The 25,627-nt window shown below is 51.6% G+C and carries 25 protein-coding genes and 1 pseudogene; 11 read left to right on the forward strand and 15 right to left on the reverse strand.

Translation table 11 applies throughout. The features are described 5' to 3' along the window. Positions 1-9: 9 nt before the first annotated feature. The 5 genes from CJP72_RS03810 to CJP72_RS03830 all read left to right on the forward strand — a co-directional run bounded on the left by CJP72_RS03810 (position 10) and on the right by CJP72_RS03830 (position 4,582). Positions 10-867 (forward strand): isochorismatase family protein, encoded by an 858-nt coding sequence (locus tag CJP72_RS03810; protein ID WP_162379573.1) that lies wholly within the window; start codon positions 10-12, stop codon positions 865-867. Further along, positions 867-1,622, forward strand: a complete 756-nt coding sequence (gene entA, locus CJP72_RS03815; protein WP_162379574.1) for a 2,3-dihydro-2,3-dihydroxybenzoate dehydrogenase EntA — start codon at positions 867-869, stop codon at positions 1,620-1,622. Before CJP72_RS03810 ends, entA begins: the two co-directional genes overlap by 1 nt. 2 nt (positions 1,623-1,624) lie before the next feature. Continuing rightward, the gene (gene entH / locus CJP72_RS03820) at positions 1,625-2,038 is read left to right on the forward strand and encodes a proofreading thioesterase EntH (protein WP_162379575.1); all 414 of its coding nucleotides are present in this window, start codon (positions 1,625-1,627) and stop codon (positions 2,036-2,038) included. A gap of 181 nt (positions 2,039-2,219) precedes the next feature. After that, positions 2,220-4,325 (forward strand): pyruvate/proton symporter CstA, encoded by a 2,106-nt coding sequence (cstA, locus tag CJP72_RS03825; protein WP_162379576.1) that lies wholly within the window; start codon positions 2,220-2,222, stop codon positions 4,323-4,325. A gap of 59 nt (positions 4,326-4,384) precedes the next feature. After that, positions 4,385-4,582: a YbdD/YjiX family protein gene (locus CJP72_RS03830; RefSeq protein WP_043001453.1), complete on the forward strand. Its 198-nt coding sequence runs from the start codon at positions 4,385-4,387 to the stop codon at positions 4,580-4,582. A 69-nt stretch (positions 4,583-4,651) separates the two neighbouring features. Here the strand turns inward: CJP72_RS03830 and CJP72_RS03835 are convergent, their stop codons facing one another. From CJP72_RS03835 to dsbG, 3 genes are all read right to left on the reverse strand, one after another. After that, positions 4,652-5,269 carry an IbrB-like domain-containing protein gene (locus tag CJP72_RS03835; protein WP_162379577.1) on the reverse strand — a complete coding sequence of 206 codons (618 nt, stop codon included), beginning with the start codon at positions 5,267-5,269 and terminating at the stop codon, positions 4,652-4,654. Then, positions 5,254-6,477 (reverse strand): phosphoadenosine phosphosulfate reductase, encoded by a 1,224-nt coding sequence (locus CJP72_RS03840; RefSeq protein ID WP_162379578.1) that lies wholly within the window; start codon positions 6,475-6,477, stop codon positions 5,254-5,256. The genes CJP72_RS03835 and CJP72_RS03840 overlap by 16 nt, the downstream gene beginning before the upstream one ends. A 299-nt stretch (positions 6,478-6,776) precedes the next feature. Continuing rightward, positions 6,777-7,523, reverse strand: coding sequence for a thiol:disulfide interchange protein DsbG (dsbG, locus tag CJP72_RS03845; protein ID WP_162379579.1), 747 nt, complete (start codon positions 7,521-7,523; stop codon positions 6,777-6,779). A 385-nt stretch (positions 7,524-7,908) separates the two neighbouring features. Between dsbG and ahpC the strand changes: the two genes are divergently transcribed. Together ahpC and ahpF are read left to right on the forward strand one after the other, a co-directional pair. Then, complete coding sequence (gene ahpC, locus CJP72_RS03850) at positions 7,909-8,472, forward strand: alkyl hydroperoxide reductase subunit C (RefSeq protein ID WP_162379580.1); 564 nt, start codon at positions 7,909-7,911, stop codon at positions 8,470-8,472. Between the two features lie 210 nt (positions 8,473-8,682). After that, a complete protein-coding gene (gene ahpF, locus CJP72_RS03855; protein ID WP_162379581.1) occupies positions 8,683-10,248 on the forward strand; it encodes an alkyl hydroperoxide reductase subunit F in 1,566 nt (521 codons plus the stop codon). A gap of 139 nt (positions 10,249-10,387) precedes the next feature. Here ahpF and uspG read toward each other — a convergent pair whose 3' ends face one another. The 3 genes from uspG to rnk all read right to left on the reverse strand — a co-directional run bounded on the left by uspG (position 10,388) and on the right by rnk (position 11,584). Then, positions 10,388-10,816 (reverse strand): universal stress protein UspG, encoded by a 429-nt coding sequence (uspG, locus tag CJP72_RS03860; protein WP_162379582.1) that lies wholly within the window; start codon positions 10,814-10,816, stop codon positions 10,388-10,390. Positions 10,817-10,940: 124 nt separating this feature from the next. After that, on the reverse strand, positions 10,941-11,030 hold the full coding sequence (gene yldA, locus CJP72_RS25985; RefSeq protein ID WP_274597005.1) for a small membrane protein YldA: 90 nt from the start codon (positions 11,028-11,030) through the stop codon (positions 10,941-10,943). Positions 11,031-11,173: 143 nt separating this feature from the next. Then, on the reverse strand, positions 11,174-11,584 hold the full coding sequence (gene rnk / locus CJP72_RS03865) for a nucleoside diphosphate kinase regulator (RefSeq protein ID WP_162379583.1): 411 nt from the start codon (positions 11,582-11,584) through the stop codon (positions 11,174-11,176). Positions 11,585-11,869: 285 nt separating this feature from the next. Between rnk and CJP72_RS03870 the strand changes: the two genes are divergently transcribed. Next, a complete protein-coding gene (locus CJP72_RS03870; RefSeq protein WP_162379584.1) occupies positions 11,870-12,700 on the forward strand; it encodes an alpha/beta fold hydrolase in 831 nt (276 codons plus the stop codon). Between the two features lie 103 nt (positions 12,701-12,803). Here CJP72_RS03870 and rna read toward each other — a convergent pair whose 3' ends face one another. The 8 genes from rna to citC all read right to left on the reverse strand — a co-directional run bounded on the left by rna (position 12,804) and on the right by citC (position 20,454). Continuing rightward, a complete protein-coding gene (gene rna / locus CJP72_RS03875; RefSeq protein WP_162379585.1) occupies positions 12,804-13,610 on the reverse strand; it encodes a ribonuclease I in 807 nt (268 codons plus the stop codon). A gap of 108 nt (positions 13,611-13,718) precedes the next feature. Continuing rightward, a complete protein-coding gene (gene citT, locus CJP72_RS03880) occupies positions 13,719-15,182 on the reverse strand; it encodes a citrate/succinate antiporter CitT (RefSeq protein ID WP_162379586.1) in 1,464 nt (487 codons plus the stop codon). Positions 15,183-15,219: 37 nt separating this feature from the next. Continuing rightward, on the reverse strand, positions 15,220-16,110 hold the full coding sequence (gene citG, locus CJP72_RS03885) for a triphosphoribosyl-dephospho-CoA synthase CitG (RefSeq protein ID WP_162379587.1): 891 nt from the start codon (positions 16,108-16,110) through the stop codon (positions 15,220-15,222). Beyond that, positions 16,097-16,633, reverse strand: coding sequence for a citrate lyase holo-[acyl-carrier protein] synthase (gene citX, locus CJP72_RS03890; RefSeq protein WP_162379588.1), 537 nt, complete (start codon positions 16,631-16,633; stop codon positions 16,097-16,099). Before citX ends, citG begins: the two co-directional genes overlap by 14 nt. 3 nt (positions 16,634-16,636) lie before the next feature. Then, positions 16,637-18,169 (reverse strand): citrate lyase subunit alpha, encoded by a 1,533-nt coding sequence (citF, locus tag CJP72_RS03895; protein WP_162379589.1) that lies wholly within the window; start codon positions 18,167-18,169, stop codon positions 16,637-16,639. A 10-nt stretch (positions 18,170-18,179) separates the two neighbouring features. Further along, positions 18,180-19,088 (reverse strand): citrate (pro-3S)-lyase subunit beta, encoded by a 909-nt coding sequence (citE, locus tag CJP72_RS03900; RefSeq protein ID WP_162379590.1) that lies wholly within the window; start codon positions 19,086-19,088, stop codon positions 18,180-18,182. Next, positions 19,085-19,381 (reverse strand): citrate lyase acyl carrier protein, encoded by a 297-nt coding sequence (gene citD, locus CJP72_RS03905; protein WP_162379591.1) that lies wholly within the window; start codon positions 19,379-19,381, stop codon positions 19,085-19,087. The genes citE and citD overlap by 4 nt, the downstream gene beginning before the upstream one ends. Beyond that, positions 19,378-20,454 (reverse strand): [citrate (pro-3S)-lyase] ligase, encoded by a 1,077-nt coding sequence (gene citC / locus CJP72_RS03910; protein ID WP_162379592.1) that lies wholly within the window; start codon positions 20,452-20,454, stop codon positions 19,378-19,380. The genes citD and citC overlap by 4 nt, the downstream gene beginning before the upstream one ends. A gap of 388 nt (positions 20,455-20,842) precedes the next feature. Between citC and dpiB the strand changes: the two are divergent. Next, a pseudogene (gene dpiB / locus CJP72_RS03915) lies at positions 20,843-22,505 on the forward strand (sensor histidine kinase DpiB). Continuing rightward, the gene (gene dpiA / locus CJP72_RS03920; protein ID WP_162379593.1) at positions 22,474-23,154 is read left to right on the forward strand and encodes a two-component response regulator DpiA; all 681 of its coding nucleotides are present in this window, start codon (positions 22,474-22,476) and stop codon (positions 23,152-23,154) included. The pseudogene dpiB and the gene dpiA overlap by 32 nt, the downstream one beginning before the upstream one ends. A gap of 52 nt (positions 23,155-23,206) precedes the next feature. On the opposite strand, the gene dcuC is transcribed toward dpiA, so the two are convergent. After that, positions 23,207-24,589, reverse strand: a complete 1,383-nt coding sequence (dcuC, locus tag CJP72_RS03925) for an anaerobic C4-dicarboxylate transporter DcuC (protein ID WP_162379594.1) — start codon at positions 24,587-24,589, stop codon at positions 23,207-23,209. A 408-nt stretch (positions 24,590-24,997) separates the two neighbouring features. On the opposite strand from dcuC, the gene pagP reads away from it, so the two are divergent. Continuing rightward, on the forward strand, positions 24,998-25,561 hold the full coding sequence (gene pagP, locus CJP72_RS03930) for a lipid IV(A) palmitoyltransferase PagP (protein WP_162379595.1): 564 nt from the start codon (positions 24,998-25,000) through the stop codon (positions 25,559-25,561). Positions 25,562-25,627: the final 66 nt, after the last annotated feature.

The following is a 25,627-nucleotide window of genomic DNA, read 5'->3' on the forward strand; positions in this document are numbered from 1 at the left end:
GAAAATAACATGGCTATTCCTAAACTGCAGGCTTACGCGCTGCCTACCGCACTTGAGATCCCCTCCAGCAAAGTGAACTGGGACTTTGAACCGGAGCGTGCTGCGCTGCTTATCCATGATATGCAGGACTATTTCGTCAGCTTTTGGGGCGATAATTGCCCGATGATGGAGCAGGTAATCGCCAATATCGCCGCGCTGCGTCAGTACTGCAAAGCGCACCATATTCCGGTCTATTACACCGCTCAGCCTAAAGAGCAAAGTGATGAAGACAGGGCGTTGCTGAACGATATGTGGGGACCGGGGCTGACGCGTTCTCCCGAGCAACAAAAAATTGTCGGGCCTCTGGCACCGGATGAAGCTGATAACGTGCTGGTGAAATGGCGTTATAGCGCATTCCACCGTTCTCCGCTGGAACACATGCTGAAAGAAACTGGCCGCAACCAGCTGATCATTACCGGGGTGTATGCGCACATTGGTTGTATGACCACCGCAACGGATGCCTTCATGCGTGATATTAAGCCGTTTATGGTGGCGGATGCGCTGGCCGACTTTAGTCGTGACGAACATTTAATGTCGCTGAACTACGTGGCGGGGCGTACCGGCCGCGTGGTCATGACGCAAGAACTGTTGCCCACGCCGGTACCAGCCAGCAAAGAGGCGCTGCGAACGGCAATCCTGCCGTTACTGGATGAGTCTGACGAGCCGATGGATGATGAAAATCTGATCGACTACGGTCTGGATTCAGTACGCATGATGGCGCTGGCGGCGCGCTGGCGTAAGGTACACAGCGACATCGATTTTGTTCTGTTAGCGAAGAACCCGACGATTGACGCCTGGTGGACGCTGCTCTCCCGCGAGGTGAAATGATGGCTGGCGTTGATTTTCAGGGCAAAACTGTCTGGGTGACCGGTGCCGGAAAAGGCATCGGCTACGCGACGGCGCGGGCGTTTGTCGACGCTGGCGCGCGTGTCACAGGATTCGATCGTGAATTTACGCGCGACGACTATCCGTTTGCAACGGAAGTGATGGATATTGCACAGAGTGAACAGGTGGCGCAGGTGTGCCAGCGCCTGCTGCAAAATACCGAACGTCTGGATGTGCTGGTTAACGCGGCAGGAATTTTGCGCATGGGCGCTACGGATGAACTCAGCGCTGATGAATGGCAGCAGACCTTTGCCGTCAACGTGGGCGGCGCGTTTAATCTCTTCCAGCAGACGATGGCGCAGTTTCGTCGCCAGCAGGGAGGGGCAATTGTCACCGTGGCCTCTGATGCCGCACATACGCCGCGTATTGGCATGAGCGCCTATGGCGCATCGAAAGCGGCGTTGAAAAGCCTGGCGCTGACCGTCGGGCTGGAACTGGCCGCCAGCGGCGTGCGGTGTAATCTCGTGTCACCGGGTTCAACGGACACCGATATGCAACGCACGTTGTGGGTCAGTGATGATGCCGAACAGCAGCGTATCCGCGGTTTTGCCGGGCAGTTTAAACTCGGTATTCCATTGGGGAAAATCGCGCGTCCGCAAGAGGTCGCCAATACCATTCTGTTTCTGGCTTCCGATCTGGCGAGCCACATTACGCTGCAGGATATTGTGGTGGATGGCGGCTCAACGCTGGGAGCATAACGATGATCTGGAAACGACATTTAACGCTCGACGAACTGAACGCGACCAGTCAGAACACAATGGTGGCGCATCTTGGCATTGTGTATACCCAACTGGCAGACGCCAGGCTGGAAGCCGAAATGCCCGTTGATGCCCGGACGCATCAGCCGTTTGGTTTACTGCATGGCGGGGCATCAGCGGCGCTGGCGGAGACGTTAGGCTCAATGGCGGGATACCTGATGACCCGCGACGGGCAGTGCGTTGTCGGCACCGAACTGAATGCTACGCATCACCGGGCGGTGTCACAGGGGAAAGTACGCGCGGTGTGCCAGCCGCTGCATCTCGGACGGCAAAATCAGAGTTGGGAAATAGCGGTTTTTGATGAACAAGGACGACGCTGTTGCACTTGCCGTTTAGGAACTGCCGTTTTGGGGTAATGTCTGCAAAATAAAATGATATTGCAGGGTTAACAGGTGAATGGAGTGATCCAGTTAACAATGCAATGTAAATAATCAGTGATATCTCTGGTTTATGAAGTTGTCATGTTGTTAAAACCGGCAAAAATGTTATAGAAACAAAATGTAACATCTCTCTGGAACACGCAAACGGACAACAACCATGAATAAATCAGGGAAATACCTCATCTGGGCAGTGCTCTCTGTTATGGGAGCATTTGCCCTGGGATATATTGCGTTAAACCGTGGTGAACAGATCAACGCGCTGTGGATTGTGGTGGCGTCGGTCTGTGTCTATCTCATTGCCTACCGTTTCTATGGTCTGTATATCGCCAAGAATGTGCTGGCGGTTGACCCGACGCGTATGACGCCTGCCGTACGTCATAACGACGGTCTGGATTATGTCCCTACCGACAAAAAAGTGCTGTTCGGTCACCATTTTGCCGCAATCGCTGGCGCGGGTCCGCTGGTGGGACCGGTGCTGGCGGCGCAAATGGGCTATCTGCCCGGTATGATCTGGCTGCTGGCTGGCGTGGTGTTAGCCGGTGCGGTACAGGATTTCATGGTGCTCTTTGTGTCGACTCGCCGCGACGGTCGTTCGTTGGGAGAGTTGGTCAAAGAGGAAATGGGCCCCACAGCAGGCGTTATTGCGCTGGTGGCCTGTTTTATGATCATGGTGATTATTCTGGCGGTGCTGGCGATGATTGTCGTCAAAGCCCTGACCCACAGTCCGTGGGGAACTTACACCGTGGCGTTTACCATCCCGCTGGCGATCTTCATGGGGGTGTACCTGCGCTATCTGCGCCCCGGCCGCATTGGCGAAGTGTCTGTTATCGGTCTGGTATTCCTGGTCTTTGCCATCATTTCCGGGGGATGGGTGGCCGAAAGTCCGACCTGGGCGCCCTACTTTGATTTCACTGGCGTACAGCTGACCTGGATGCTGGTGGGGTACGGTTTTGTCGCGGCAGTCCTGCCTGTATGGCTGCTGCTGGCACCGCGCGACTACCTCTCTACCTTCCTGAAAATTGGCACCATTGTGGGGCTGGCGGTGGGCATTCTGATTATGCGACCCACGCTGACGATGCCTGCGCTGACCAAGTTTGTTGACGGTACGGGTCCGGTGTGGACGGGCAACCTGTTCCCGTTCCTGTTTATCACTATTGCCTGTGGCGCGGTGTCCGGATTCCACGCGCTGATCTCTTCCGGCACCACGCCGAAGATGCTGGCGAATGAAGGCCAGGCCTGTTTTATTGGTTACGGCGGTATGCTGATGGAATCCTTCGTCGCCATTATGGCGCTGGTTTCCGCCTGTATTATCGATCCAGGTGTGTACTTTGCCATGAACAGTCCAATGGCCGTCCTCGCGCCAGCCGGTACCACCGATGTGGTGGCTTCTGCGGCGCAGGTGGTGAGCAGTTGGGGATTTGCGATCACGCCTGACACGCTGCATCAAATCGCGAATGAGGTGGGTGAACAATCCATTATTTCGCGCGCAGGCGGCGCACCGACGTTGGCGGTGGGGATGGCTTACATTCTGCACGGCGCGCTCGGCGGAATGATGGATGTCGCGTTCTGGTATCACTTCGCGATCCTGTTTGAAGCGCTGTTCATTCTGACGGCGGTGGATGCAGGGACTCGCGCAGCACGCTTTATGTTGCAGGATCTGCTGGGCGTGGTTTCTCCGGGGCTGAAACGCACCGATTCACTGCCTGCCAACCTGTTGGCGACAGCGCTCTGCGTACTGGCCTGGGGCTACTTCCTGCACCAGGGGGTGGTTGATCCTCTGGGCGGTATTAACACTCTGTGGCCGCTGTTCGGTATTGCCAACCAGATGCTGGCGGGAATGGCGCTGATGCTTTGCGCAGTGGTCCTGTTCAAGATGAAACGTCAGCGTTACGCATGGGTTGCGCTCGTACCTACGTCCTGGCTGTTGATTTGTACGCTCACCGCGGGCTGGCAAAAAGCGTTTAGCCCGGACAACAAAGTGGGTTTCCTGGCTATCGCCAATAAATTCCAGGCGATGATCGACAGTGGCAAGATCCCGGCGCAGTACACCGAGTCGCAGTTGTCACAGCTGGTGTTTAACAACCGTCTGGATGCCGGTCTGACCGTCTTCTTCATGGTAGTGGTCGTGGTACTGGCGTTGTTCTCCATCAAGACAGCGCTGGCTGCCCTGAAGGTAGACAAACCGACGGCGAAAGAGACACCGTATGAGTCGATGCCGGAAAATGTGGAAGAGATTGTGGCGCAGGCGAAAGGCGCGCACTAATCTTCAATTATTAAGCCCTCTCCTGGTGGGAGAGGGCGTTTGCATGACAGGTAACCGCTATGTTTGATACGCTCTCAAAAGCCGGAAAATACTTAGGCCAGGCGGCAAAGTTGATGATTGGCGTGCCGGACTACGACAACTATGTTGAGCACATGCGCATCACGCATCCGGATCAAACGCCGATGACTTATGAAGAGTTTTTCCGTGAGCGGCAGGACGCGCGCTATGGCGGAAAAGGCGGCGCGCGTTGTTGCTAATCGATACTCTGCATTCTTTCTTCAGCGGAGATGCTGCTGTCAGCGGCTGAACGCGGGTCACCATTGTCGTCATTTCACCGTCCAGGCTTTCGAAAATTGGCGACCTGCAAACAACTCCTGCAGGCCGTTGATTTGTTTCAGACGCAACACTTCATCATCATCCATCCCTAACTCTTTACCGATTTTTTGCTCGTCCCAGCCCAGTTGTGAGAGTTCACGAACGATCTCGGACATGGCGTGGATCTGGTGTCGGCCCCGCGCGCGGTTGTGGCGAATCGTGGACGCAATGCGTTCATGGCGAGTGCGTTCCAGGCATGTGACGGGCAGATAGCCTTTCAGTCGCGCCCTGAGCGCCGCTTTTCCTTTCCCTAATTCATGCCGATGGAAACCATCTATAATGTCGTATTTCTCGGAACTGGACTGCGCCACGACAATCGGTTGTGTGAATCCGTCTGCCTCAATCGATTTTAGTAACAGTTTTTTCTCCGGCGGCGCCACATTATTCGGGTTGTAATCGTTAGGGGTAATTTGTTCATTTTTAATCCACAATACACAGTCGACAGGTTCATGCCTAAAAGGGCTGACGCGGTGGATGGCCATTCTGAACTCATTAATAGCGCGGATCCGTTCCTCTTCCGGCAGTGCCGAGAGAAAGAGGGTTAATTCCTGAGTTAATTGTTGTTGCATAATATTCCCCATTTCTGACGTTTTTCTTTCATGCGTTCGTTATAACGCTGGTAACTTTTCGGTTTTGTCGGACTGAAAGAGAGCGCCCGACACCAGTAATCATTATTCAGCAACACTTTGCAGATACGTCGCCATGACGGGATGTCTTTTGTACCAATATCGCTCTCCTGCGTTTGGGGAATATCGTCCAGACCTCTCTTTTTATACCACTGTAAATAGACGGCGATTTTATTGCAGTAATGCTCAGCGGTCTGTTCCGGCATGCTGTTAAGCAGCAGTAAAGCGTACTCTTTCCAGCTCAGATGGTCGGGCTTTAAGAGTTTTCGATGACCATAAAAATGGTTGTCGTGACCGGCATAGATACCGCCGCTTTTCACACCGCTCACGCGCGCGCACATGGCAGCCCAGCGTTCGGGTTCGAGGACATGGTACAGCCACAACCCCTGGCGCTGTTCCGGCCCGAAGGGTTCGCAGATCCGCATGTAGCGGGTAGGTACGCCTGCCTGGTACATCAGGTTATACAACGGATTGCAACGTTTGTTCGTTTTCGCAAACCAGGTCCAGATGTCTGCGGTTTTCCAGTCATATATTGGATAAATGTACCAGGTGTGTCCGCCCGGCGCGGACGTTGTCCAGGGTTTGTCATCAGCAAAACGCTGCTTCTGTGAGGAGGCGATGGCGCCAAACCGATTGTAGGACTCGTCGGCCCGGATACCGATCAACATAGCGGCAGGCCGCCGGTTAGAAAACCAGTCCGCAAAAAAACGGACAAATTGCTCAAAGGTTATATTTGGCTGATAAAAAGGAAAATAGCCAGGATCGGTAATAGCATCCGCTGGCGGTTGGCGCACCCAATCTGTATTAGGGGCCCAGCATTGCCATTCAGGTTGGTATTGAGATAATGAATTTTGTGTCGTTAACGGCAGAGCAACCCAATAAAAATCGTCGATAACATCGGAATAATCATTTTTCAGCGCCTGGACATACTCAATGGTACAAGAGAATTGTGCTTCCCAGTCAATGAATAATACGCATATTTTTTTCTGTAATTGACGGGCAAGGGTTGCGGTCAGGTGCAGCATGAGACCAGAATCTTTACCACCAGAGAATGAAACACAGACACGGGGGAGCGTTTCAAGCGTCCACTTAATGCGTTCTTGCGCTGCCTCCAGGACATTTTGATCAAGCGGATATTTATAGATGGACATTTTGGCGGTGTCTCTTAATAGTAAATTGATTTTACTCGAAATGTTTTATTATAAGATAAGCCAAATATTTAAATATGCAACAGTTAAAAGTATTACATTTATGAATACATCACGGATATGAATAAAAAACATGAATTAATTGCCATTAAATTAATGGAGGTAATGTTTTTAGTTTATTACTCTCGATTGACTCGTAATATATATTATGAGAACTATTTATTGTTTAACAAAGGGCGGTGAGGAAAATGATTTATTCAGTCGGGTGACTGAAATGAGAACAGTCACCCTTTATATTTAGGTTAACGGCTATTCATCATGGCATCCAGTTGCGCTTTTTCTGGTAATCCGACAACCTGCTGTAATGTATTTTCTTTGTTCATATAGTAGATAGCGGGGGTGACGTTAGCACCCAGATCGTCCATGATTTTTTGATTGATGTTCAGAATACGCGTCGCCTCAGGAGGAACAGATGTCGGGATTTCCAGCTTGAGTTTGCCCTTCGAGGCTTCATAGTCGTGCCAGGTTTTTGCGGGATCTTTTGCGGCCAGAATCGCTGCGGCGGTTGCCGGGCTTTCAGGTTTTATCACGCCAACCAGCAGGGTTCGTAATTGGACTTTGCCAGATTCTACCCAGGGGCGGGCCTGTTGCCAGAATTGCTTGCAGTAAGGGCAGAAAGGATCAGCAAAAACATAAAGTATGATGGGCGCATCCTTTTTACCGTCTAACAGCCAGGATGATTTTTCCATGCGCTGCCACATTTCTCGTCCGGCTGGCGCATAGATCTCTTTTTCTATCAATGCATTGCTGAGGTTCTCACCTTTTTCATCATACATGTACCCGGAGATCGCCTGTTTGCCGTCCGGGGTGAGATAAATGGTGACGCCCATATCCTGATATTTTCCCAGATAACCTTTCATCCCACCCGGTGCGTCAAAGGATTTCAGAATTGTAATACCTTGTTTTTCGATGGCTTTGACCGGCGCTGGCAGTTCTTCCGCCTGAGCGATGAGAGGGAGAAACGTCAGTAATAGTGTTCGTTTTAGCATTATTTTTCCTTAAAAATCAGTGCGAAAGAAAGGTTGATGATCAAACCTATCACAGCCATAGAGAAGACCTTAAGCCGGATGATTGCCCTTTCTTCAGTGGGGTGTTGTAATCCCCTTCGCTGTTACATCCTTTGTTAAGGTAATGTAGAGCGCAACACATAGCCAGTTTCACTGGCACTGAAGTTACCTACGGGTAGTTCAGGTAATGGGGCCGCCTGAAAAGGGGGCCTTTTTACTTTTTGTCGCCGGTGGCGGCTTAGGGTTCACAAAGTTGTCTTGAGTCGGTTGTTAGATAACGCTTATTGATTTGATAACGCAAACGCATTAGCCGACCTGGAAAAATTTCGTTAACTTACAACTCAACGAAAACACGGAGAAAGTAGAGATGTCCTTGATTAACACTAAAATTAAACCTTTCAAAAACCAGGCGTTCAAAAACGGTGAATTCATCGAAGTTACCGAAAAAGATACCGAAGGCCGCTGGAGCGTCTTCTTCTTCTACCCGGCTGACTTCACTTTCGTATGCCCGACCGAACTGGGCGACGTTGCTGACCATTACGATGAACTGCAGAAACTGGGCGTAGACGTTTACTCTGTGTCTACCGACACCCACTTCACTCACAAAGCATGGCACAGCAGCTCTGAAACCATCGCAAAAATCAAATATGCGATGATCGGCGACCCGACTGGCGCCCTGACCCGTAACTTCGACAACATGCGTGAAGATGAAGGTCTGGCTGACCGCGCAACCTTCGTTGTTGACCCGCAGGGTATCATTCAGGCTATCGAAGTTACCGCTGAAGGCATTGGCCGCGACGCGTCTGACCTGCTGCGTAAAATTAAAGCGGCGCAGTATGTTGCTTCTCACCCAGGTGAAGTTTGCCCGGCGAAATGGAAAGAAGGCGAAGCGACCTTAGCACCTTCTTTAGACCTGGTTGGTAAGATCTAAGCCTTTAAGGCGCTTCGACGCCGGATGGCGCCACGCTTATCCGGCCTACAAATCGAGCCTACAACATCGTAGGCTGGGTAAACGAAGTGCCACCCGGCAATTAATGGGCGCATCAGCGCCCATTTCATTCCAACACTATGATGCAAGCCGCATACAGGCAGCCGAATGAGGCAGCTTGCATGATGATGTTTTTAAAGCAGGAGATTAACGATGCTCGACGCTAACATGAAAACCCAGCTCAAGGCTTACCTTGAGAAACTGACGAAACCTGTTGAGCTGATTGCCACGCTGGATGACAGCGCCAAATCGGCAGAAATCAAGGAACTGCTGACTGAAATTGCTGAACTGTCAGATAAAGTCACCTTTAAAGAAGATAACAGCTTAGCCGTACGCAAGCCGTCTTTCCTGATCGCCAACCCGGGTTCAACCCAGGGACCACGTTTTGCTGGCTCTCCGTTGGGGCATGAATTTACCTCTCTGGTTCTGGCGCTGTTGTGGACCGGCGGCCATCCGTCGAAAGAAGCGCAATCGCTGCTTGAGCAGATCCGCGAAATCGACGGTGATTTTGAGTTTGAAACCTATTACTCGCTCTCCTGTCACAACTGCCCGGATGTGGTGCAGGCGTTGAACCTGATGGCGGTGCTGAACCCACGTATTAAACATACGGCAATCGACGGTGGGACATTCCAGAACGAAATCACCGAACGTAATGTGATGGGCGTTCCGGCGGTTTATGTTAACGGGAAAGAGTTCGGTCAGGGGCGTATGACCCTGACGGAAATCGTCGCGAAAGTGGATACAGGCGCAGAAAAACGCGCAGCCGAAGAGTTGAACAAGCGTGATGCGTATGATGTGCTGATTGTCGGTTCTGGCCCGGCGGGCGCGGCGGCGGCTGTTTACTCTGCACGTAAAGGCATTCGCACGGGGTTGATGGGCGAACGTTTTGGCGGTCAGGTACTCGACACCGTGGATATCGAAAACTACATCTCGGTGCCGAAAACCGAAGGTCAAAAGTTGGCGGGAGCATTAAAAGCGCACGTCGATGATTACAACGTAGATGTGATTGATAGCCAAAGTGCCAGCAAACTGGTTCCAGCCACGCAAGAAGGCGGCCTGCACCAGATTCAAACGGCATCCGGGGCGGTGCTGAAAGCCCGAAGCATTATCATTGCGACGGGGGCCAAATGGCGCAATATGAATGTGCCGGGCGAAGATCAATATCGTACCAAAGGCGTCACTTACTGCCCGCACTGCGACGGTCCGCTGTTTAAAGGTAAACGTGTTGCCGTCATTGGCGGTGGTAACTCCGGTGTCGAAGCGGCTATCGATTTGGCCGGTATTGTGGAGCACGTGACGTTGCTGGAATTTGCGCCTGAGATGAAAGCCGATCAGGTACTGCAGGATAAAGTACGCAGCCTGAAAAACGTCGATATCATCCTGAACGCGCAGACCACTGAAGTGAAAGGCGATGGTAGCAAAGTCACTGGACTGGAGTACCGCGACCGTGTCAGTGGCGATGTTCACAACATTGCACTGGCGGGGATCTTTGTTCAGATTGGTCTGTTGCCAAACACCAACTGGCTGGAAGGTGCTATTGAACGTAACCGCATGGGTGAAATCATCATTGATGCGAAATGTGAAACCAGCGTGAAGGGCGTATTCGCCGCCGGTGACTGCACCACTGTACCGTACAAGCAGATAATCATAGCGACAGGTGAAGGTGCCAAAGCCTCCCTGAGTTCATTTGATTATCTGATTCGCACAAAAACCGCATAAAAAAAGACAGTAAGACTGTCACCTGCAAGCTCAAACCGCCTGTGAAATTCCAGGCGGTTTTTTTATTGCCCTCAGTAACAACAAAAAGCCCTGCCGGACTTTCTCCTGGCAGGGCTTTTCAGTATCAGACCGGGGCGAATTAACGCACAACTAACACGGGCAGGTTGGCATGTCGGACAACGCTTGATGCATTAGAACCAAGCAGATGTGTGCTGATTGATGGATTTCGCGACCCAATGACCACCACATCCGCCTGCAGTTCTTCGGCTAACTCGTTGACCGCGTCTCGCACGCTGCCAAAACGAACATGTGGCTTAATCCGCGAAGGATCAAGGCTGAAATGACCGACCATCGTTTGCAGGCGGGTTTCCGCTTCGTGCTGCAGATGCTCCTCAAAACGGCGAACATCGGCGGCAAACCGATGCAAACTCAAACTGGCGGAACCTGGCAGGACATGCAACAGATGAATGACGCCATCCTGCTGCGCCAGAAATTCAGCGTGGCGTACGGCCTTGTCGCTCAGTTCCATTTCGAAAACATCAACCGGCATAATGATTGTTTTGTACATAAGCAGTCTCTCCTTGTTATCGCATGAACATATAACATCATACTAATGAATATGATTCTGTCAGTCACGGCACAGATTTACGTTTTTAAAGGATCAGCGAGGAGACAATACTGATAATAAGTGATTACCAGTGTTGTTCGAGAAATAGCACAGCGGCAACGAGAACCGCTGCTATCAGGATATACACTACCGTGATACCGAGAACCTCAGCCATACGTTTTTCCGCCGACAGATACCCCAATCAGGTTAGTTGGTCGTAAAAAAAGCAGGAATGATAAATTTGGTTGATATTTAAACGGAAAGAGGATGCGAATGCATCCTCTGTAAGATTAAGTGGTTGGCTTCGATAAGACAGCGTTAGCGCAGGTAATCACCCGCAGCTTCAGGCTGGTATTCAAGCTCCAGCACTTCAAGGTGGGTGGAGGTTCCACCTGGCAGCTCCCAGTGAATCGTATCGCCAACGCGCAAACCTAACAGGGCAGCGCCAACCGGAGCCATCACTGACAATTGGGTGCTGCTGTCTGTCATGTTCGCCGGATAAACCAGGGTGCGAACGCGCGTCTCGCCGTCGGTAAGGTTACGGAATTTCACTCGGCTGTTCATGGTGACGACGTTATGCGGCATCTCTTCTGGTGAACACATCTGGGCGCGATCGAGCTCTGCGTTTAACGCATCAGCAATCGGTAAACCGGCAAACGCAGGTTGCTCCAACAGGCGGTCGATGCGTTCGGCGTCGAGGTCGTTGATGATAATAGTTGGTCTGGACATTTATTACTCCATGTCGTCGATACTGCGAATAGCGCAGGTAAATGATCCCAAAAGAAAACCCTCACCGTCTGGCGGCGAGGGTTTAGCTTTCCTGATGATACTGAGACTTACCCCTTCTTTGAAGTGATTTAGTTCACATTCGGGCAAATCCTTAACATTGATAACACTGATACCATTGAGTGAATTTTAGCCGAAAAACGGGATCGTTCTCAAATTTGCATTATGCTTTTTTAGCGCTCGCCGCAGGCGGGTCCACACACTCAGCGTTCCCTTGAAGGAGATCTCATGAGCCTGTACGACAAACTCACGTTAAAAGATGGCAGTTATCTGTACTTTAAAGATTGGGGCAGCGGACAGCCCATCGTCTTTAGCCACGGCTGGCCGTTGACGGCAGATGCGTTCGAAGATCAGATGCTTTTTCTGGGATCGAAAGGGTTTCGTGTGATAGCTCACGATCGTCGGGGACATGGCCGGTCGGCGCAACCCTGGGACGGTCATCATATGGATCAATATGCCGATGACCTGGCCGAGTTGACGTCATATCTGAATTTAAAAGATGCGGTGCATGTTGGGCATTCGACAGGCGGTGGCGAGGTCGCACGCTATATTGGTCGGCATGGGACACAGCGGGTCGCGAAAGCCGTACTGATAAGCGCAGTGACGCCCATCATGGTCAGGACAGAGTTTAACCCCAACGGCGTACCGAAAGAGGTGTTCGATGGGATCCGCCAGGGTGTCGTCAACGATCGTGCCGCATTTTTCTATGAACTTACCGCCGCGTTTTATGGCTACAACCGGGCCGGAGAAAAAGAGTCAAAAGCGGTGCGTGAGAGTTTTGTCGAGCAGGGTTTACAAGGGTCAATAAAGGCCCTGTACGACTGTATTAAGGCGTTTTCAGAGACTGACCTGCGGGAAGATCTCAAAAGAATGACGATTCCAACGCTGGTGATTCATGGCGATGATGATCAAATCGTCCCGTTTGAAACATGCGGGAAAGCGGCAGCGGCGATGTTGCCTGACGCGCAATTGAAAATCTACGAAGGGGGATCGCATGGTATTTGTACCACCCATAAACAGCAGATTAATCAGGATCTGCTGACGTTTATCCAGTCATAATTGCTGACGGATTGTTCTGCGCTGATCCTCTTAACGCAACAGGGAGATGAGCGAAGCGCAATTGGCGTTAAACCGGTGCGGCTTATGCACCGGTTTCATGGTTTTAGTATCCGACGGTATCCAGTATCAACCGTTTGCCACAGTTACCGGGATGCGGTTGCGGTGCAAAAGAGGCGGCTGCCAGCGGCTTGTTGATGGCGTTTGCATGTAACGAAAACTGCATTTCCGTCAGGTAAGCGGGATTACCGTGGCAGCTCAACTTCACTGCTTTGACGCTCTCTTTGCCCCAGCTTGCCGCCACGGCGGCGTCAACGTCAGCGCGGCTGACGGTTTTGCCATAATGGCGTCTGAGAAAATCGCCCAGCGCGCTGTGCTTAACCTCGTTGTTCAGGCGCACCATGGTGTTGAAATAAGCATTCGGTTCAAAACCAAAACAGGCGCCGTGTTTGGCGTATTCGTAGCGTTCAAGGCAGGAGTGTCCTCCCGCTCCGGGCATTACCGCGCTCAACTTCGCGGCGCTTTCCAGCGATAGCCCTGTTTCCGGGGCGTCACATTTACGGCTGGCACGGGCTTCCGGCAGGTTTGGAATTGGGCGGGTCGCGCAGCCGTATCGCATCCATCGGCGTTCATCCACGCCTCTGACGGCGATGGATTTAGGCAGACCGGGCCACAGTCCATGTACAGTCAGATAATCGGCTTTGTCCTGGGTTTCTTTTTGCAGGCGACATTCGTCAGGTTCCGGACGCTGGCGTTCATGCTGGCTTTGGCAAAAACCGGTTTGCCAGGAGAGCGCTAACACATAGCGGTCGAAATCACCGTACTGTTTCGCCTGAAGTTCGTCGGCTTTCACCGTGGATACCGGGAGCAGAAATGCGGCCAGTAGAGGACTGTAACGCCATATTGGTTTCATGATTAATTCTGATATATAGAAATACTGTATATCTTCTATTTAACCATAAAAAATGCCAGTCAGGTTTATCTGACTGGCATCATTTTCAGACGGCGATTGGGAAGAGGGTTAGCTCCACAGCGCCAGAATCGGCCACCCTACCAGCAGCAGCATCGCGATATAGATGACACCAAAAATAGCGCCCAGACGCCAGTAGTCTTTGGATTTCACATAGCCACAGCCGTAAATGATGACGCCAGGGCCTGTTGCGTAAGGCGTCAGACAGCCCATGATACCGATGGACAGAACCAGCAGAATACACAGGTGTTCCATCGGCACGCCTGGGATACCTTTACCGACCGCCAGAATAACCGGCAGCATGGTTGCGGTATGTGCGGAGAGACTGGCGAAAAGGTAGTGCGCAAAATAGAACACCAGCACCAGAACAATCACCGTTGCGTTAGGCGAGAAACCTTCCAGGTGAGAACTCATGGTGGAAGCGAACCAGTCGATAAAGCCAGAGCGGGTCAGACCATTCGCCATCACGACCAGCGTTGCAAGGTTGACCAGCGTGTTCCATGCGCTGTTATAACGGGTAATGTCTTTCCACGGCACCACGTGCAGAGCCAGCATCAGGGAGACGGCCAGCAGACCAACGGCGGTCGCGTCGATCATTTCACCGCCAAAGACCCACAGACCTAAGCTAAGCAGTACCAAACCGATCAGTGTGATTTCTTTGCGGGTCAGGCTGCCCATGGTTTTCAGCTCTTCACCGGCCCAGGTGGCGACTTCCGCACTGTGGGTGACTTCCGGTTTGTAGAGCACGTATGAGAGCCACGGCGCAACGATCAGCAAAATGATACCGACCGGCAGGAAGCTCAGGAACCATTGCAGCCAGCTAATTTGAATACCCGCAATTTTGCTGACGAATTCCAGACCCAGTACGTTTGGCGCAGCGCCGGTGACGAACATGGAAGAGCTGAGGCTGGTACTGATCACCATCATCCACATCAGATACCCACCGATACGACGAGCGGAAGGATCGTTAGGGAATGATTTAAACAGCGGCGGCAGGTTTTTGATTACCGGGAATACCGTTCCCCCGGTTCTCGCCGTGTTAGAGGGCGTAAACGGTGCCAGCATGATGTCAATGATCACAATGGCATAGCCCAGCGTCAGGGTACGCTTACCCATGAATTTCACCAGGAACAGCGCGATTCGACGTCCCAGACCAGTCACTTCGTAACCCAGCGCGAAGATAAAGGCACCAAATACCAGCCATACCGTGGTACTGGAGAAACCGGCTAGCCCCCATTTCAACGCCTGTTTACCGGCATCAAAACTGGGGTCCGCCAGTTCTTTAGCATCAAACAGCAGGTAGTTGCTGCCAATCACGCAAATGGTCACGGCAATAAAACTGATGGCTGTCGCCGGAATCGGCTCCAGAATCATCCCGACAATCATCGCCACAAAAACGGCGAAATAGTGCCAGGCTTGAGGGGGCATTCCATCAGGGACAGGGATAAGAAACATGACGCCCATCACTATCAATGGGGCCAACAACTTCCATATATTATCTTTAGATAAAGACATGAGTGATTCTCCGGAAAGGATCTTTTATGTAATTGTGTTAATGGTTAACTTGCGAAATTTGAGCTAAAAACCAGGTGACAATCAGTAGATCGGCGCAGCCTCCGGGACTGAGGTTGCGTTCAATACACTGCTGGTCGAACTGCCGTAGTGAATGAAGATCGGCGGGGGTGCGTATTCCCCCGTTTTGCAGCAGACGTGTTGCTTGCTGTTGTAACCAGCGCAGCCCCTGCTTCCCACCGCGAGACGCGACGTTGGTATCCCCATTCATCGCCATTAGCAGCAGTAAGGTATCGAGTAACGCCAGTTCAGGATCTCGCCCCTGAGCCAGCAGAGCACGGTAGTGCGGCAGTGCATGATGAATCACCAGCGGGTAGCCTGCTTCCGCTTCACCTCGCGCACCGGTTAATCCCAGTTGTTGATAGAGACGCTGACCTGCTGTGAGTTGTTGATTGTTCTGGCGCAGTTCGCGTTGTGTCATGCCCGCGCAAAATGCAGCGGCGGTTTGACAGAGCGTCTCAGGCGTTACCGGGGATTCTTGCTGATGGAGACGACCCACGGCGGCAAACAGCAATCCCAGTGAAAAAATGCTGCCTTTGTGCGTGTTTACCCCAGCGGTTGCGCGGAACATGTCCGCTTCGCAAGCCATTCCAATCGGACGCAAACCTTTCAGGACGTCTTCTGGCGGCATCATCGCGCTGTAAGCGCCATATTCGATAAAACGTGGGAGCCAGGCCTGGATCGCCAGTGCGCTACGGTGGAAATCTTCCAGTGCCATATCTTTGTGCGCACCACAGTTGAGGCGATCTACCAGACCGGGTTTGGGCGATAAATTTACCTCGGTCATCATGGCGCGCCATCCCAGCGTCGCCCAGTTCTCCAGTAAAGAGGCGGGCAGGGCAGTGGTCGACGTTGCGTTATTGGGCATCATGCAGCAACGCCTCCATCTGAATGAGAAGATCGGAAAGCGCATGGGTTTTACCCCGCGCGCATTCAACGGCGCTTTGCTCGCACAGCAGACAGCGGCGAGGCGCAAGCGCAAAATCGCGACGGGACAATATTTCACCTTCTGGGGTCAACACATCGATGTCCCACAAACGCCCCAGCGGGTACTGATGTTCAAGTTCTATCGTGGCAAGCTTGATGTCGCGGGCCGGACCTTCAAGCGCAAACAGCGCTTCCGGCCCGCTGGCGGAAACCACAATGGACTGCTCCCTGATAACCCAGCCAGATTTCTGCACCATTTCGTGCAGAGCATTCACGCCGTGATTAAAGATGCCGCGAGTGACGTCGCTGTCTTTAATCGGCCCAGGTGCCACCACGGTAAAGGAGATCAATGGCGTTGCGTGGCGCGTGAGCCAGGCGTGTTGTTTTGCTTGTCTCTCATCACGGCTGGCGAGCAGCTCGGGAATAGAAACCGCATGATGGGTGGCATGAGCAGGGAGCAGGTGCATGGTTTATTCCTTCACCTGATGAACGACATCAATGACCGAACCGTCGCGGTAACGCACCACGGCAATCACGCGGTCGGTGTATTCAATCGGGCGAGGTTGGCCGGTGAGCAGTTGCGCGCGCTCGCGCAGCCATTCGATCGACACCACTTTCATTCCCGCTTCTTTCAGGCGTTCGGCCAGTTCCGGACGCGCCGGGTTGACGGCGATACCGTGGTCTGTCACCAGAATGTCAACGCTGGAACCTGGCGTTACACAGGTGGTCACATTGTCTACCAGCGTCGGGATACGACCGCGTACCAGCGGAGCGACGATGATAGACAGCGCGGCGGCAACGGCAGTATCGCAGTGACCGCCGGATGCGCCACGTAAGACGCCGTCAGAGCCGGTCAGCACGTTGACGTTGAAGTGGGTGTCTACCTCCAGCGCACTCAGTACCACGACATCCAGACGATCAACCGATGCGCCTTTAGAACCCCAGTTGGCGTACTGGTTGGCGCTGATTTCGATGTGATTTGGGTTGCGGGCCAGTGATTCGGCGGCATTTCGGTCAAAGCTTTGTACATCCAGCAGCTTGCGGATCAGCCCTTTCTCATGCAGGTCAACGATAGTGGCGGTGATCCCCCCCAGGGCGAAATCGGCGCGAATATCGCGGCTGCGCATTTTGTCCTCCAGGAAACGGGTGACGGCAAGAGACGCGCCGCCAGTTCCGGTTTGCAGGGAGAATCCTTCTTTGAAGTAACCCGAGTTGGCGATCACCTCAGCCGCGCTGCGGGCAATCAGCAGTTCGCGCGGGTTGGTGGTCATACGGGTCGCGTCGGCGCCGATTTTATCGGCATCGCCCACCTGGTCGATCTGCACGATGAGATCGACCTGATCCTGAGCAATGCTGGCCGGGTTATGCGGATAGGGCAGTAACGCTTCCGTCAGCAGCACGACCTGTTTCGCGTTTTCGGCATCGACTTTCGCATAGCCCAAAGAACCGCAACAGGCTTTCCCGGTATAACCATTGGCATTGCCGAAAGGATCGCAGGAGGGAACCCCGAGGAATGCCACATCAATATTCAATTCACCGCTTTGTACGAGGTGTACACGGCCACCGTGTGAGTGGATTTGCACGGGTTCTTCCAGCAATCCGCGAGAAATTTCTTCCGCCAATGGTCCGCGTAGACCAGAGGTATAGATACGGCTAACCACTCCCTTACGGATATGATCGACCAGCGGCGCGTGGCAGTCGCTCAGCGAACTGGAGGCCAGCGTCAGATTTTTAAAGCCCATTCTGGCGATAGTGCCCATCACCAGATTGATCGTCAGGTCGCCGCCACGAAAAGCGTGGTGGAAAGAGAGGGTCATACCGTCCTGCAAACCGGAGCGGCGAATGGCCTCTTCGAGATCGGCACACAGTTTTTTGTTGCGTGGTTTTTGCGCCTGCAAGTTCTGTTTTGAGCTGCTCTGGTAGCTGGACAGTTCACTTTCAGTGCGGCGACTCCAGGTCGTTACCCGTTCTTGTCGTTGAAGTTGTTCGATTTTCTGCGTCATTTTTATTGCCTTATTCTTCGCGGATGCCGGAAAGTTCTGCGCGGGAAAGCACCAGACGAGCACGTTCAATGACCGGGCTGTCTACCATCTTGCCGTTCAGAGAAACGACGCCACGGCCTTCACGGGCAGCGGCTTCAGCGGCCTCCACCACCAGACGGGCGTGGGTCACTTCTTTCTGAGTTGGGGCATACAGGTTGTGCAGCAGTTCAATCTGGCGTGGGTTAATGAGCGACTTGCCATCAAAGCCCAACTGCTTGATATGCGAAGCTTCATGCAGGAAACCCGCTTCGTTGTTGGCATCGGAATAGACCGTGTCAAACGCCTGAATACCGGCGGAACGCGCCGCCTGCAAAATGGAGCATCGGGCAAACAGAAGCTCGGTACCTTCTGGCGAACGTTCGGTCCGCAGATTACGTACGTAGTCTTCCGCACCCAGCGCAATGCCGATCAAACGCTCAGAAGCATGCGCAATTTCGACCGCGCGGGTGATACCCAACGGTGATTCCACTGCGGCCAGCAGGCCAGTGCTGCCAGCTTCGCGACCACAGGTTTTCTCAATACGCAGGATCTCTTTTTCAATATCGATAACATCCTGGGCGGTATCGGTTTTGGGTAAACGCACAACATCGGCACCACCACGGACAACGGCTTCCAGGTCGTTGATACCCCATTCAGAATCGAGGGCATTCACGCGCACAATGGTTTCAATATCGCGATAAAGCGGATGTTGCAGGGCGTGGTACACCAGACGACGAGCGGTATCTTTTTCACGCAGTGCGACAGAGTCTTCCAAATCGAACATCAGCGCATCTGCCGGATAGATAAACGAATTGCTGATCATGGCGGCATTGGCGCCAGGCACGAATAGCATGCTGCGACGGGTGCGGGATTTACGTTGTTGTAAGGAGGCGGAAATCATTGACGATCCTCCCAGGGCAGTGCCGGGATACCGCTGGCGCGCGCCAGCAGTGCTTCGAGTCGGGCGCGTAAAATGCAGTCCAGCGCGCCTTTATCATCAACATTCAGTTGTACGCCGCGCACATCGTAGCGTGAGAGCACTTCCAGAATGGTCGTGCGGATAGCATCGCCAAACTGTTTTTCAACGCTGCTGTTTATTTGCAGGTCGATTTCCTGCGTGTCGAGCGGAGCGATGCGTATCATCACATCTCCAGACTCAAGTGTGCCGGCGACGGCTGCCTGGTTTATTTTCATTTTTCACCTGTTTCTAATGCGGGGGTCTTTTGGCGGACTGTCGCGCTGGATGGGCTGCGCTCAAGCATGTTCTGCAAATAGTGCAGAGTGGCTTCAGGCACCAGCGGCGCGATAGCCGTGAGATCTTTTTTAACGAGCAGTTTGCGTACCCAGGAGGCGGAAATAGGCATCTCCTGAAAACACAGCCGCTCGATTTCCACCAGCTCAATCGGTGGGGCGGGAAGCGTGGGCGTCTCCAGCCAGAAACGCATATCGTGGTTGTACTGGGAGGTGACGGTACAAAACGGTTCAGTACCCACGAAACGGTGTGTGACGCCCAGTGCGGGGGCCAGGTACTGACGGAAAATCTTCAGGTCGATTTCGGTGTAGCAGTGGTTGATAACACTCTGCTCTTTGATGAAATAGCACGGAAAGGTGGCGCGAGAGATGATGTATTCGGAACCACGATGGACAGTCAATCGCGGGATATCCACAGTCCCTCTGAGCACTAAATCAAATCGGTCTTCGTACGGGAAACGGGATGTATCTTCTTTGACTAAGAACACGTGCAACCAGTCGCATTGTGCTGCCGCTTGTTGGATCAGATACCGGTGGCCGTTTGTGAACGGATTGGCATTCATCACAATACAGCCAATTTTTTTGCCATCTCGCCGCTGTTTTGTCAGTGATTCCGCGTAGCGTTTTAACCGTGTTGTGCTGTTTTCCATCAGCACCATCACGCCAGGTACGCAGGTTAGCGTAGAGAAACCACACTGCTTAAACAGCGCTTCGTATTCGGTTTTTGTATAGATGAAGAGATGTGTGCAATGTCTTTCGTAGGCGAGATTGATAAGCTCAGTCGCCAGAGTTAATGCTAAGCCTTCACCCCGAACTGACTCGCTGATGGCCACGCATTTTATGATATTTCCAGCAATACCACCGCAGGCGATCAGACGATCATCACGCATCACAGTAATGAATATTTCAACGGTGGTATCCACGCTGAGATCATTCTCTTTCAGAAATTTCGCGATCGCCGCCATTTTTATATTTTCAGAGCGTTTTACTTGCGTGAATACATTATTTCCAAACATAGTGAAAAGAGTCCTGAAGATATATGTTGTTGCTGGATTTCTGCGTTTGTTGTGTAATGCTGCTAATTAGTAACATTTTGTTCACGTCAAGAGGGTTGGCGTTTTTTATTATCACTGAGTCCACTTTCGCCCTGACATATACATCGTAAGGAGTATTGAAGGGGTAAATTTTGATTTATTTCACAAAGAGTTAGATGGTTTTTATGTGTTTTATGGTTTTAAGTTGTTTAATTAACTTAACTGTCATTTAAGGCGTGGTTTTAATTTGTTTAATTGATTTAAGGTGGGGAATCTGTAACGATCTTAGATTATTCTCTTCTTTCAGAAGAAAACATTTTTATTACATATATGCGTTAAGTGTAGCGGTTGATATACGTAAGGAACAATAATGCCAGCTCATAAAAATAAAAAGCGGTTTCTTTTTTTTTCAGCGCCTTGCGTTCCCGTTACGAATTTTTCTCCTCATTCTGGTCGTTTCTGTTTTTATCATCGCGGCCCTGGCCCGGTATTTTTCTGCAAGTTTCGAGGATTATCTGGTTACCCATGTCAGGGATATGGCGATGAATCAGGCGAAGATCATTGCCTCGAATGACAGCATTATCTCTGCCGTCGAACATCGTGATTACTCACGATTAGCCAGTATTGCGGATAAGCTACAGAGCGACACCGATTTTGACTATGTCGTGATCGGCGACCGCAATTCGATTCGCCTCTACCACCCGAACCCGGAAAAAATTGGTCAACCGATGCAGTTCACCAAACCCGGCGCACTTGAAAAAGGTGAAAGCTATTTCATTATGGGGAAGGGATCTATCGGGATGGCGATGCGCGCCAAGACACCGATATTCAATGATAGCGGTCAGGTGATCGGTGTTGTGTCAATTGGTTATCTGGTCAGCAAAATCGACAGCTGGCGACTGGACTTTTTATTACCTATGGCGGGCGTATTTGTCCTGTTATTGCTGCTATTGATGTTACTTTCGTGGCTTTTTGCTTCCCATATTCGCCGCCAGATGTTGGGGATGGAACCAAAGCAAATCGCGCGCGTGGTACGCCAGCAGGAGGCGTTGTTTAGTTCAGTCTATGAAGGACTGATTGCCGTTGACCCTGATGGGTTTATCACCGCCATTAACCGCAGCGCCCGGAAAATGCTGGGTTTGGCTTCTCCTGGGAGGCAGTGGCTTGGAAAACCAATTGAAGACGTTGTGAAACCTGCGGATTTCTTCATTCAGGAGATCGCGGAGAAACGCCAGGATGTGATGGCCAATTTTAATGGGCTCAGTGTTATTGCAAACCGCGAGGCTATTCGCTCTGGTGATGAACTGCTTGGGGCGATCATCAGCTTTCGCAGTAAAGATGAGATTGCTACCCTTAACGCGCAACTGACCCAAATTAAACAATATGTCGAGAGCCTCAGAACTCTGCGCCATGAACATCTAAACTGGATGTCTACGCTCAATGGTTTGCTGCAAATGAAAGAGTATGATCGCGTCCGGGAGATGGTGCAGGGGGAATCGCAGGCGCAGCAACAGCTTATCGACAGTTTGCGCAGTGCGTTTGCCGATCGTCAGGTCGCCGGTTTACTGTTTGGCAAAGTGCAGCGTGCGCGGGAGTTAGGTCTCCAGATGACAATTGTACCCGGTAGCCAGTTACACCAGCTTCCGGAAGGGCTTGATAGCACCGAGTTTGCGGCGATCGTCGGGAATCTGCTCGATAATGCCTTTGAAGCCAGTTTGCGAACTCCACAAGGAAATAATGTCGTTGAGCTCTTTTTGAGTGATGAAGGGGATGAAGTCATCATCGAAGTGGCCGATCAGGGCTGCGGCGTTCCTGAGGCATTGCGCGAAAAAATATTCGAACAGGGGGTCAGCACGCGAACTGACGAGCCTGGCGAACATGGCATTGGACTGTATTTGATTGCAAGTTATGTGGGGCGCTGTGGGGGGATCATTACGCTGGAAGATAATGATCCTTGCGGCACCTTGTTTTCTCTATTTCTTCCGAAAGTGAAAAAAAACAATGACGGAACCATTAAGCATACTGATCGTTGAGGATGAAACGCTGCTGGCGGAAATGCATGCGGAATATATTCGCCATATTCCGGGTTTTAACCAGATCTGGCTTGCGGGGAACCTGGCGCAGGCCAGGATGATGATTGAGCGTTTTAAGCCAGGGTTAATCTTGCTGGATAACTATTTGCCAGATGGAAAGGGCATTACGTTACTCCATGAATTGATGCAGTCACGTTATCCTGGCGGCGTTGTCTTTACCACGGCGGCCAGTGATATGGATACGGTGTCTGAGGCTGTACGCAGCGGGGCGTTTGATTATCTGATCAAACCGATTGCCTATGAGCGACTCGGTCAAACGTTGACGCGGTATCAGCAACGCAGACGCATGCTGGCGGGTAACGACAGCGCCAGTCAGAGGCAAATAGACGAAATGTTTAATGCCTATGCCCGGGGAGAACCGAAAGGTGATCTACCTACGGGTATCGATGCATTAACGCTGAATGCGGTACTCAAGCTGTTCAGCGATTCGACGGTTCAGCATACCGCAGAAACCGTGGCGCAGGCGCTGACCATTAGTCGGACGACCTCCCGGCGTTATCTGGAATACTGCGCAGGTCGTCATTTGATTGTTGCAGAGATTGTTCACGGTAAGATTGGCAGGCCGCAACGAATCTACCACGGCGGTTGATTCGGCTAGCCGGATAGCGGTGTAATGAGCATCGCTATCCGGTATTTATACGTTAGCCGCCGACAATCGCAGATGCGGCGGGCACCATGATTTCCGTGGCGACAATGACGATCAACAGCCCCACCATCACCGGGACCGATGTCCGCTTCACCACTTCAAAGGGCGATATTTTCGCCATACCGGCAACCGCAACAACCACGCCGGATACCGGGGAAATAGTACGTCCCAGATTTGACGCCTGTAGCATGGGAATCGACAGATAAGCCGGGTTAATACCGGAGGAGTGCGCCAGTTTCGGGATCATCTCCACGAAGGCATAGAAAGGCGCATTACCGGAACCTGTCGTCATGGCCGCGAGCATGGTCAAAATCACGAGGACCAGCATTAGAATAATGCTTGCTGAGCCGAAAGAGGTGGCGATAGAGATCAGGCTCTGAATAAAACCGATGGTACTCAGACCCTGAGCGAAAACACCTGCCGCCACTAACAGCATGACCACACCTGCAAAGGCGTCTGCCATCCCCCGATATGCCACTTCCAGCCCGGAAAATACTTTTTGCGTATTGAAACCACGAACAAACTCCAGCAAAGCCGCTAATAACATGCAGCCAACCAGAATGGTAATAATATGCAGTTGCGGGCCCCATTTGCCATCAAATATCAGAACGCCAATGATCGGGGTAAAGGGCAGTATCGCGTAAAAAGAGGGGGCGCTGGTGGTGATTTCATTCACATCGAGCATTTCATGTGAAATATTCTCTTTTTTATCCAGATAACGCTGCCAGAAAAAGTGGGCGATCGCCATGCCGATAATGGCGGCGATTGAGATAGGCAGCGTCGTTTTAAATGCAAAATCGATTAACGGCATTTCTGCGGCTTTTGCAGCCAATACGACATCGCCAGAAGTCGGTGAGAGGATAATCGCAGCCGGGGATGCACAAATAGCGGCAGCCGCCCCACGGCTGATACCAACGTTGACCATCACCGGGAAGAGGGTCGCCATCAGCAGTACGCCAAGTCCCGTAGCGGAGGACACAGCCAGTGACATCAGGCAGGCGACAAAATATGCGGCAATCATCAGTAAATAGGGTGAGTTGATATACTTCAGGGGCTTAGATGCTAATTTGACGACCATATCGTTGGCGCCAATATGTGTCATATAGGCGGCGAAACCGCACAGCATCATGATCATCATGCCGAGATCACCGCCGCGACTCATCAGCAGAATTTTAATGTATTCAACGATATCTGTAGCGGTATAGCCTGTACCAGTTTCACTGGCGGGTAAAACTTTGTGCCCCATAATCGCACTAATAATCAGCAGTACCAACCCACCAACAAATAATACACCGATGGCTGAGTAGCCTTTAATGATGTAGCGCGCTACACCCACAATAACCATAACTCCGATAAGGAGTTCAATAAATGTCAACATTATTTCCCCTGTCGCATGGTCGCCCAGAAAGTGAAAACGAAGTAAAGAACTTCAAAATAGTGTAAAAATGTGCCGAATAAACGGTGTTCTCTTGCTGATTGAAATCAATAAAAAGACGGATTCAATGCGGGCAGCCTTTTTTTTAGACAAAATTACAGTTGTTTTTAATTTGGTGTGATTTTGATGCGATATTGTTAATTTGCATGTAATGGTTTGATTTAAATAAGGCTAATTCTATTTCCATACAATAATAAAGGTGACGTGTGAGCGTTATTCCTGCGAGGAAATGCAGTCAAAAACAATAGAGAGCCAGAACGTTGCGATTTTTCTCAGTTCCATTTTTGTTAAGGTTTCATTTGAGTAGGCGTTGCTAAGATCACCATCGAACCCAAGAATGGTAATTATGTTGTGATTGTTGCTAAAAAATATTTTCTTATTTATTCATTTCTGTTTGCTCAACTGGCGCTCCTGCCTCAGGCCTTTGCCGAGGATAAAGGGTGGTTTGATACGCTGAAGAATAATGTTGCTCAAACCTGGCAACAACCTGAACATTATGATCTTTATGTCCCTGCGATTACCTGGCACGCGCGATTTGCCTACGATAAAGAGAAAACGGATCGTTACAATGAACGTCCGTGGGGCGCGGGGTTTGGTCAATCCCGCTGGGATGATAAAGGCAACTGGCATGGTCTTTATATTATGGCCTTTAAGGATTCTTACAATAAATGGGAGCCGATTGGAGGCTATGGTTGGGAAAAAACCTGGCGACCGCTGGTGGATGAGAATTTCCATCTGGGTTTAGGTTTTACGGCAGGCGCCACTGCGCGCGATAACTGGAAGTATATCCCTGTTCCCGTTTTATTGCCGCTGGCTTCCATTGGCTATGGACCCGCAACGTTTCAGATGACATACATCCCCGGGACTTACAACAACGGGAATGTCTACTTTGCATGGATGCGCTTTCAGTTCTGATGGTTGCCACTCCTGAAGGTTTTCACGCTCTTGCGCACTCAGTTGACCAAATGGCAACAGGTCGAG

It is taken from the genome of Citrobacter sp. NCU1 (assembly GCF_010231475.1).
In the GTDB taxonomy this organism is placed as follows: Bacteria; Pseudomonadota; Gammaproteobacteria; order Enterobacterales; family Enterobacteriaceae; genus Citrobacter_D.

Coding starts and splice junctions, on each gene's coding strand:
- citX (WP_162379588.1), bottom strand. CDS start 16,633: ATGCACCTGCTCCCTGCTCATGCCACCCATCATGCGGTTTCTATTCCC.
- citG (WP_162379587.1), bottom strand. CDS start 16,110: ATGATGCCCAATAACGCAACGTCGACCACTGCCCTGCCCGCCTCTTTA.
- rna (WP_162379585.1), bottom strand. CDS start 13,610: ATGAAACCAATATGGCGTTACAGTCCTCTACTGGCCGCATTTCTGCTC.
- CJP72_RS03810 (WP_162379573.1), top strand. CDS start 10: ATGGCTATTCCTAAACTGCAGGCTTACGCGCTGCCTACCGCACTTGAG.
- dcuC (WP_162379594.1), bottom strand. CDS start 24,589: ATGTTGACATTTATTGAACTCCTTATCGGAGTTATGGTTATTGTGGGT.
- yldA (WP_274597005.1), bottom strand. CDS start 11,030: ATGGCTGAGGTTCTCGGTATCACGGTAGTGTATATCCTGATAGCAGCG.
- citD (WP_162379591.1), bottom strand. CDS start 19,381: ATGAAAATAAACCAGGCAGCCGTCGCCGGCACACTTGAGTCTGGAGAT.
- dsbG (WP_162379579.1), bottom strand. CDS start 7,523: ATGCTAAAACGAACACTATTACTGACGTTTCTCCCTCTCATCGCTCAG.
- ahpC (WP_162379580.1), top strand. CDS start 7,909: ATGTCCTTGATTAACACTAAAATTAAACCTTTCAAAAACCAGGCGTTC.
- dpiA (WP_162379593.1), top strand. CDS start 22,474: ATGACGGAACCATTAAGCATACTGATCGTTGAGGATGAAACGCTGCTG.
- CJP72_RS03870 (WP_162379584.1), top strand. CDS start 11,870: ATGAGCCTGTACGACAAACTCACGTTAAAAGATGGCAGTTATCTGTAC.
- entA (WP_162379574.1), top strand. CDS start 867: ATGGCTGGCGTTGATTTTCAGGGCAAAACTGTCTGGGTGACCGGTGCC.
- citT (WP_162379586.1), bottom strand. CDS start 15,182: ATGTCTTTATCTAAAGATAATATATGGAAGTTGTTGGCCCCATTGATA.
- cstA (WP_162379576.1), top strand. CDS start 2,220: ATGAATAAATCAGGGAAATACCTCATCTGGGCAGTGCTCTCTGTTATG.
- CJP72_RS03830 (WP_043001453.1), top strand. CDS start 4,385: ATGTTTGATACGCTCTCAAAAGCCGGAAAATACTTAGGCCAGGCGGCA.
- entH (WP_162379575.1), top strand. CDS start 1,625: ATGATCTGGAAACGACATTTAACGCTCGACGAACTGAACGCGACCAGT.
- CJP72_RS03840 (WP_162379578.1), bottom strand. CDS start 6,477: ATGTCCATCTATAAATATCCGCTTGATCAAAATGTCCTGGAGGCAGCG.
- citF (WP_162379589.1), bottom strand. CDS start 18,169: ATGACGCAGAAAATCGAACAACTTCAACGACAAGAACGGGTAACGACC.
- ahpF (WP_162379581.1), top strand. CDS start 8,683: ATGCTCGACGCTAACATGAAAACCCAGCTCAAGGCTTACCTTGAGAAA.
- uspG (WP_162379582.1), bottom strand. CDS start 10,816: ATGTACAAAACAATCATTATGCCGGTTGATGTTTTCGAAATGGAACTG.
- citC (WP_162379592.1), bottom strand. CDS start 20,454: ATGTTTGGAAATAATGTATTCACGCAAGTAAAACGCTCTGAAAATATA.
- rnk (WP_162379583.1), bottom strand. CDS start 11,584: ATGTCCAGACCAACTATTATCATCAACGACCTCGACGCCGAACGCATC.
- citE (WP_162379590.1), bottom strand. CDS start 19,088: ATGATTTCCGCCTCCTTACAACAACGTAAATCCCGCACCCGTCGCAGC.
- CJP72_RS03835 (WP_162379577.1), bottom strand. CDS start 5,269: ATGCAACAACAATTAACTCAGGAATTAACCCTCTTTCTCTCGGCACTG.